Origin of the sequence: Methylibium sp. (assembly GCF_013817345.1) — a bacterium.
Taxonomy (GTDB): domain Bacteria; phylum Pseudomonadota; class Gammaproteobacteria; order Burkholderiales; family Burkholderiaceae_C; genus Methylibium.
On sequence record NZ_JACDCW010000172.1, the window covers coordinates 1 to 4,620 of the forward strand.

The 4,620-nt window shown below is 62.7% G+C and carries 6 protein-coding genes; all 6 read left to right on the plus strand.

Going from position 1 to position 4,620, the window contains the following annotated elements:
• Positions 1-182 (plus strand): hypothetical protein (locus H0W40_RS19270; RefSeq protein WP_292449450.1); only part of this gene is annotated, 182 nt, incomplete at its 5' end.
• Positions 183-323: 141 nt separating this feature from the next.
• Complete coding sequence (locus tag H0W40_RS19275; RefSeq protein ID WP_292449453.1) at positions 324-950, plus strand: nucleotidyltransferase domain-containing protein; 627 nt, start codon at positions 324-326, stop codon at positions 948-950.
• A 213-nt stretch (positions 951-1,163) separates the two neighbouring features.
• Positions 1,164-1,358, plus strand: coding sequence for a hypothetical protein (locus H0W40_RS19280; protein WP_292449454.1), 195 nt, complete (start codon positions 1,164-1,166; stop codon positions 1,356-1,358).
• A gap of 31 nt (positions 1,359-1,389) precedes the next feature.
• A complete protein-coding gene (locus H0W40_RS19285; RefSeq protein WP_292449457.1) occupies positions 1,390-2,313 on the plus strand; it encodes a nuclease-related domain-containing protein in 924 nt (307 codons plus the stop codon).
• Positions 2,310-3,161 (plus strand): PIN domain-containing protein, encoded by an 852-nt coding sequence (locus H0W40_RS19290; RefSeq protein WP_292449458.1) that lies wholly within the window; start codon positions 2,310-2,312, stop codon positions 3,159-3,161. The genes H0W40_RS19285 and H0W40_RS19290 overlap by 4 nt, the downstream gene beginning before the upstream one ends.
• Before the next feature lie 68 nt (positions 3,162-3,229).
• Positions 3,230-4,168 carry an HNH endonuclease gene (locus H0W40_RS19295; protein WP_292449460.1) on the plus strand — a complete coding sequence of 313 codons (939 nt, stop codon included), beginning with the start codon at positions 3,230-3,232 and terminating at the stop codon, positions 4,166-4,168.
• Positions 4,169-4,620 lie beyond the last annotated feature (452 nt).

Below are 4,620 nucleotides of genomic sequence, written 5' to 3' on the forward strand. Positions count from 1 at the left end.
GCGCCGTCGCTCCGCACGTGGCTCAGGCGGCGTCAGGTGTCACCAGCAACATCGCCGTGCAGACCGTCCTCGTGGATCTCCACGCAGCGGCCGCGTCCGCGTTCTGGGACGACCTGCAGGACTACGTTCGCACACACAACATAGATCTCGGTCCGCTCAACTTCATCAAGGGTGAACTTTGACAAGTCTGCTTAAAGGCCCGTGGCGATTCGAGCGAGAGGTCTATCGATCGCATCACCCATTGCCAAAGCCCGCGAGGTCCACCCGCCTCTGAATTTGTCAATGGCTGGTGCTGGGGCTGGATGCCTATTTTGGGTATATTCATGCCCAATATGGGTATGCCGCGTCCTTCTCAACCGAAAAACTCCGGCCTTGCCGATGCGCTGTTCTCCGGCACGAAGCAGCGTGTGCTGGGGCTGCTGTTCGGGCAGCCGTCGCGCAGCTTCTATGCGACAGAGTTGATCGGGCTGGCGGGCAGCGGGTCGGGTGCCGTACAACGTGAGCTGGCGAACCTGGCGCAGAGCCGCTTGGTCACCGTGAGAGCCGTCGGCAACCAGAAGCACTATCAGGCCAACACCGACTCACCCATCTTCGCGGAGCTGTGCGGCATCGCGCAGAAGACGGTCGGTATGGCCGAGCCATTGCGCGAGGCACTCGCCCCGTTGGCGGGGCAGATCATCGCTGCCTTTGTGTACGGTTCCGTCGCCAAAAAGACCGACACCGCCAGCAGCGACATCGATCTGATGCTTCTGAGTGACGACGTCAGCTACGGGGACACCTTCACGGCGCTGGAGGCTGCCAGCGGCACGCTCGGCCGCACGGTGAACCCGACGATCCTCACTCGCAAGGAGTTCGCCAAGCGCGTCAAGGCGCAGGAACCCTTTCTGACGCGTGTGCTGGAGCAACCGAAGGTCTGGATCATCGGGGGTGAAAGTGACCTCCCCGTTTGAGAACCTTAGCGGACCCGGCAAGCCTTTGAAGGCGAGCGGCCCGACGCCAAGGAGTTCGCGGGGCTCAAGCGCTCGGGACTTGCGCGGCTGCAGGACGCGGTCAATGGCTCGCTCTCGCTGGAGAGCCGGTTCGACCTGGCTTACAACGCGGCGCATGCCCTGTGCTTGGCGGCGCTGCGCTGGAGCGGGTACCGCTCCAGCAATCGGTATCTCGTGTTCCAGCTGCTGCCGCACACGCTGGGTCTCGGCCCTGAAGTCTGGCGGGTGCTGTCGAAGTGCCACGACAACCGCAACCTGGGGGAATGCGAAGGCGATCTGAACGTTGACGAGCGCATCGTCACCGACCTCGTTGCGGCGTGCCAAGTAGTGGCGGCCAAGGTCGATGCACTGGGAGCGATCCCCAAGTGATGCCCGGACACAGCGCTGCCAAGGCTTCCTGATGGGCGAGATTGCTCAGCAAGCTGCGATCGTTGTCGGCGTCCTTGCCGCCTGCTTCGTCGGTCCCGCAGTGGCCATCGGATTTCTTGTCGTACGGAAACGCCGAGCCAGGTCACGTCGAAGATCGCCGATCGGGATCGCACTGCTGCGCAGTCCCGGGCACACGCTGCGCGAGCAGCTCGAGGAGGCGCAGAACGACGTGACGGCCGATGTGTTTGTTCTCATGGCGATGCCCTTGTTGGTGTTGGCCACGTTCCTTGCACAAAGCCACTTGCGCGGACTTCAAGGAATGATGCATCTGGCGCCGATCTATGTCGTGCTTGCTCTGGCCTTCGTAGCGTTCACGGTGCGCAAGTTGTTGAAGGCGGGAGAACGGCTCGACAACCTGAAGGCCGGCTACGACGCGGAGCTCGCCGTGGGCCAAGAGCTCGACCAATTGATGCGTCTGGGCGCAGTCGTCTTCCACGACATCCCGGCTGACAACTTCAACATAGACCACGTCGTGATTTCCAGCGAGGGTGTCTTCGCTGTTGAGACCAAAGGCTTCACGAAGCCAAAGCAGGGGCGTGGCAGGGCCGATGCGACCGTCGTGTTCGACGGTAAGGTCCTGAGATTTCCGACATGGACCACCAAAGCCCCCTTGGAACAAGCCGAGCGGCAGGCCGCATGGCTGGCCAAGTGGTTGACCAGCGCGGTCGGCTCCCCTGTTCGAGTGCTGCCAGTCGTTGCGTTGCCCGGCTGGTTTGTTGAGCTCACCGGACGGGGTGGCGTCAGCGTTTTCAACGGCAAGCAATTGACTGGACTACTGAGGTCCCGCGGTGCCCAGCACCTGTCCGCCTCGGATGTGCAACGCGTGGCGCACCAGGTCGAGCAGCGCGTCCGTACGGTCGCGCCGAGATACGCCGAACAGGAGCGTGCATCGTGAACGATCGTTTTCTTCTGGTCGATCTGGAGAGCATTCAGCCCGTGCCCGGCGACGTCGAGGCCTGGATGGCCCAGTCAGGTTCGGCGTGGGTCTTTCACGGCCCGCATCAGCGCAAGGCGCTGCCGCGGTACGCTGCCCTTGGCGAACGGATCACCCTTGTCCCGATTTCGAGGCCCGGCAAGAATTCGCTGGACTTCCACCTGGTCTTCTATCTGGGCTACCTAACGGCACGGAATCCGAACGCGAAGTTCGCAGTGTTGTCGAAGGACACCGACTACGACCCCGCCATCGAGCACGCGCGGATGCTTGCGTTCGACCTACTGCGCATCGAGCACCTCGGCCCGACGGATGCGGTTGCAGCACAAACCTTCAAAGCTGCCAAGAAGCCAGCGCTGAAGAAGCAGGCCGCTACGAAGCCACCCGCGGCACCAAAGAAGAAGACCGCACCTGCGAAGAAGGTTCCAGTCGCAGCCAAAAAGGCTGCCGCGAAGAAGGCAGCCGCACCTCCAAAGGCGACGGTGGTCCCCGCGAAGCGAATCGCCCCAGCCACGAGCATGAAGTCGAGCGGCCGCATGGTCGGCGCCATCTACCGCGACGTTCTCCAAGGCCTTCGAGAGCAAGTGGCCAATCGGCCTCGGTCGCGCGAGGCCCTGGAACGTCACGTGGGAACGAAATTCGGCATCGAGCCGGCACCCGAGAAGGCTCGCGCGGTAGTCGATCGACTGTTCACCGTGGAAGCGGTCCGCCAGGAGGGGCGGCAGCTCGTCTACTTTCCGAACGATCCCGTCACCACGCCAAGCGCCGCCGCCGTAGCTGCAAGGGCGTCCGCCAACCCGGCGCGACAGTAGGCTGGACCAGCGGCAATCACAAGTGCGCTACTGGTGGATCTAACCAGAACCAGACCTATCGCCACGAGGTGCGGGGCGGCTATCTGTGGTCGCCGAAGCGTAAGGCCAACCAGGCCCAGAACCCGTTCTACGACTTCGTGCGTGAGGTGGCACAGGGTGACGTGGTGTTCTCTTTCGCGAACACCGTCATACGCGCCATCGGTATCGCGGCCTCCAACGCCTACGAGGCGCCGAAGCCGTTGGAGTTCGGCCAAGCTGGCGCCTATTGGGACATGATCGGCTGGCGCCTGGACGTCCGTTTCAGCGAACTGAGGTTGCCGATCAAGCCCTCACGACACATGTCCGTGTTGGCGCCGCTGCTGCCGGACCGATATGCGCCGTTGCGCCTCAACGGCGCTGGCCTGCAAAACGTGTACCTCACCAGCCTGCCCCAGCGCCTGGCCGCTGCCTTGATCGACCTGCTCGGAGCCGAAGCGCGAGACCTGGTGCTCGGCTATCGCGTGGCCGAGGAGGTGCCGTTCCCGACGGCGATTGGCCTTGTGGAATGGGAAGAACATGAACTGAGCAGGGTGCGCTCTGACGACACCATGCCCGAGACCGAGCGGCAGTCCGTCGTGCTGGCGCGCCGAGGTCAAGGTATTTTCAAGCAGCGCGTGATGCGTATCGAGCATGCGTACCGGATCACCGGCGTGTCGCGAGAAGAACACCTGCGCGCCAGCCATTGCAAGCCCTGGCGTGACGCAACGAACGAGGAACGGCTAGACGGTGAGAACGGACTCTTGCTCACACCCAACATCGACCACCTGTTCGATCGCGGGTTCATCGGCTTCGAGGACGGTGGAGGCTTGATCGTTTCGCCCGTGGCTAACCGCCAGTCGATGTTGCGAATGGGCATTGACCCGCATCGAGCGCTGAATGTCGGGGGCTTTGCGATCGGACAGCGACGCTATCTGAAATTTCACCGTGCAAACGTGCTGCTACCGTCAAGTTTTCTTGAGCGCATCTAGCGAGCACTGCAGCGGATCAAGTTGCGTCGGACTCCCTCGAGCAAGCGAACGAGTGCAAGCTGCCGGTCTGGACTGAGTTGGGCCAGTTGCTTTGGTAGATGTCGTCCGACGAACGCGCAAGAGTAGTAGGCCATGTTTGTTCCTTGATGAAGTGAGGTGGTTTGACCTCATATGCATACATCATTGGCCTGCGCGTTACCACCTGGACACTTCTGCAGCGATGTGTTCAAGAAGCTGCGGCCCTCGTGGACCGAGTAACCGACGTGGACCGGCTCCGGTGCAATACTGGATGCCCATACAGTATCTGGAGCCTCGATGGCCGCCGTCCTGGAATGGGCTGGCGACGACGAGGCGCCGGCTCCGCCGCCCCGATCCAGACCGATGCTCGCCCCGGGCGAACTGCCGCCTGCCGTGGCATCGGCCCTCTGGCGGGGCACCGAGCTGGGTTCGCC

Excerpts from the sequence above, each read along its gene's own strand:
- H0W40_RS19275 (WP_292449453.1), top strand. The coding sequence starts at position 324 with ATGCCCAATATGGGTATGCCGCGTCCTTCTCAACCGAAAAACTCCGGC.
- H0W40_RS19285 (WP_292449457.1), top strand. The coding sequence starts at position 1,390 with ATGGGCGAGATTGCTCAGCAAGCTGCGATCGTTGTCGGCGTCCTTGCC.